Source organism: Cedecea sp. NFIX57, from assembly GCF_900177785.1.
In the GTDB taxonomy this organism is placed as follows: Bacteria; Pseudomonadota; Gammaproteobacteria; order Enterobacterales; family Enterobacteriaceae; genus Cedecea; species Cedecea neteri_C.
Genome location: NZ_FXAS01000097.1, coordinates 1 through 2,555, shown reverse-complemented (window position 1 = coordinate 2,555; position 2,555 = coordinate 1). Strand labels below are relative to the sequence as shown.

The window sequence follows — 2,555 nt, the reverse complement described above, 5'->3', positions numbered from 1 at the left end:
CAAAAGGTAAGGCACTTTATGGAAACCGCTAGCCCATTCCCCGGCGGTAAACATGGACTGGCAAAAGTGTAGCGGTATTAGGCGCAGCTATTTAGCGATCGAAATTGACCTGAATATCCCGGCGCAGCGGGTCGTGAGAGTGCTGGACAGGATCGTGGCAAACCGTGGATATCCGCTGAAAATGCGGATGGATAACGGTCCGGAGCTGATATCGCTGACGCTGGCACAATGGGCAGAAGAGCATGGTGTGATGCTGGTATTTATCAGGCCCGGCAAGCCCACGCAGAATGCCTTTATCGAACGGTTCAACCGTACATACAGGACAGAAATACTGGATTTTTATCTGTTCAGGACGCTGAATGAAGCACGGGAAATTACAGAGCGTTGGCTGGCTGAATATAACAGCGAGCGCCCTCATGAATCCCTGAATAATCTGACGCCGGAAGAATACCGGCTGATAACTGAAAACCCGGAAATCTCAAAAAGTGCGTGGAACTAAAACGGGTGTACTTACAATTCCTCACTGAATTATCTGACGCCATCGGAGTTTACAGCACGGTGGCGAAATGAAAAATGTGAAGGTAAACAAACCGAAATTACTAACTGACTATTGTGTTTAATAATGGCGGCAGATCACTCGGAGTGAATATTCTTATCTACATTCACGCTCTAGAATCAGAGCATCATATTTATAGTGTGTGAGAATGAAAATAAATTCACACGCTCAGGTTTTACATTCAACGCTAGGGAAAATATGCTTTATAGAGGCTGTCGTGATCTTATATCTGATGGCTATTAAAAATAACCCTCTCACTTTACAAATTATTAATAACTCTTAGCAAGATACTGATGTGAACCATTAAAAATCAATACTCAAATCTTACTTTATTCATCATTTCAATCTCCCCAATTCCATTGTATAAAAACTCTAAATTATGGAAAACATTTTCAACATCCGACTTCAATGTAGTATGTATTAAATCAATTTCTTTTTTCGTCTTCTTTTTTAAACCATTTCTTATTATTTCCTCAGCCTCATCAAGCTTAAATTCATCGGGGAATTTTGACTGAAAATCAGAAGCAATACTAAAAAACTCTAAAGCCTCAATATGGTCATTGGTAAAACCATTTTTGTGGGCAATTGCGTTCCTTGTTGCCCTGAGATTTTCTTGGTTTAATTTTAAAATTCTCAATGCATCTAATATCTTGGAGCACGATTCAAGTTGACCTAAGCGTGATTCAATAGTGCGTACACTTCCTAATTTATCAATTTCAGAATCTGTCAACATAATTGATGTCCCCACCAACAAATAGCAACGATCTATTATCCCAAATACAGAGAGGTAGAAATGTTCTAAATGATATTGATAATGTTTTTCAAAGTCAAAAGAGGATGATGCAAAGTCATCTCGGTCCAAATATTCTATTGATAGGTTTAATGTATCATATGCATTTTGTAATGCGACTGCTCTAGAAAAGACTGACCTGGCGTAGTGCTCCTTATAATAAATCTGAATACCTTCAGCTCCTTCGGTAACTTTAATCATTTTCCTTACATACGATGATAAATAAGGATGTAATATATGCACTGATTTATGGGTGGAAAACAAGAAAACCTCCATTAATTCGTCATCGAGCATACCAATTTTTAAACTGCTTTTGCCATGCTGACGTGAAAGGTTGTCATCTTATGCAATAATATAAATAATAAACTTAATAAGTGCAATGTAATGATTACCATGAAGAGGCTCACGGTCTCATGCAAAAGAGTGGCTGATAGGCCCAGCCCATAACGGATGCAGGAGTTGTTGCTGGTCGACGGCAGCTATCCCGCTAGTTGCAAGTCCCTTGTTCCTTGCAAGCTGACTCTAGGTTTCTTGGTGTTAATGGGTGGCAGAGCGCTCAATGCGCCCATAGCTGCGCGTAAGTCACAGCCGTAAGTAAGAGTGTGCCCGATCTAGTCATCTTTGCTTGGCTCTGATGCTTTTTGCACCCTCTGGTGCCCACCAAATATAGCCTCTGGCCAGAAGATGGGGGATAGATTAATGTATGGTTAAATGTGGTCTGCGGGCGGTCATGAACTAAATGGATGGCGGACTAAATTTAACATAAGATAGATTATGCGCACCAGTGTTGTCAGCCCAAAGCGTTATTGTCGTCTCAGGGTATGCGGACGTTTTCCTGGACTGTTATGTGGTGATCCCCAGATGCTGCCGATACTTCACCGGACTCATTGCACCTAATGATAGCTTGATACGTTTTTCGTTATACCAGCGTATGTAGCTGTCCAGGAAGCAGATAAATTTTTCCTGCGTGATACCCGCCCAGTTTCTGCCATAGAACTGAATCGCCACGGATAATCTAGACACTTCTGAGCCGTTGATAATATAGGTTTTCATATTCAGCCGGTGGCATCTGCTCGCTCGAACCATGCCGACGCTTACTGTTATAAAACATTTCGGGGTTCTACGCCGGAACCGCCGAAATTTCCGTTACCCCAGTTTCAGCGCGGCAACCAGCGCATCCAGATCAATAATTTCATTGCTATTCTGGAA

The 2,555-nt window shown here is 41.7% G+C and carries 2 protein-coding genes and 2 pseudogenes; 2 read left to right on the top strand and 2 right to left on the bottom strand.

What is annotated here, in order from left to right; genetic code table 11:
• Both B9Y90_RS27480 and B9Y90_RS25880 read left to right on the top strand, forming a co-directional pair.
• The coding region (locus B9Y90_RS27480) for a hypothetical protein (RefSeq protein WP_254902722.1) at nucleotides 1–72 on the top strand (72 nt) is incomplete at its 5' end.
• 10 nt (nucleotides 73–82) lie between these two features.
• Nucleotides 83–499: pseudogene (locus tag B9Y90_RS25880) on the top strand (integrase core domain-containing protein); the annotation flags it as partial.
• Between the two features lie 367 nt (nucleotides 500–866).
• Here the strand turns inward: B9Y90_RS25880 and B9Y90_RS25875 are convergent.
• Both B9Y90_RS25875 and B9Y90_RS26775 read right to left on the bottom strand, forming a co-directional pair.
• The gene (locus tag B9Y90_RS25875; RefSeq protein ID WP_085543134.1) at nucleotides 867–1,547 is read right to left on the bottom strand and encodes a Cthe_2314 family HEPN domain-containing protein; all 681 of its coding nucleotides are present in this window, start codon (nucleotides 1,545–1,547) and stop codon (nucleotides 867–869) included.
• A 642-nt stretch (nucleotides 1,548–2,189) separates the two neighbouring features.
• Nucleotides 2,190–2,342, bottom strand: a pseudogene (locus B9Y90_RS26775) (IS3 family transposase); the annotation flags it as partial.
• Nucleotides 2,343–2,555: the final 213 nt, after the last annotated feature.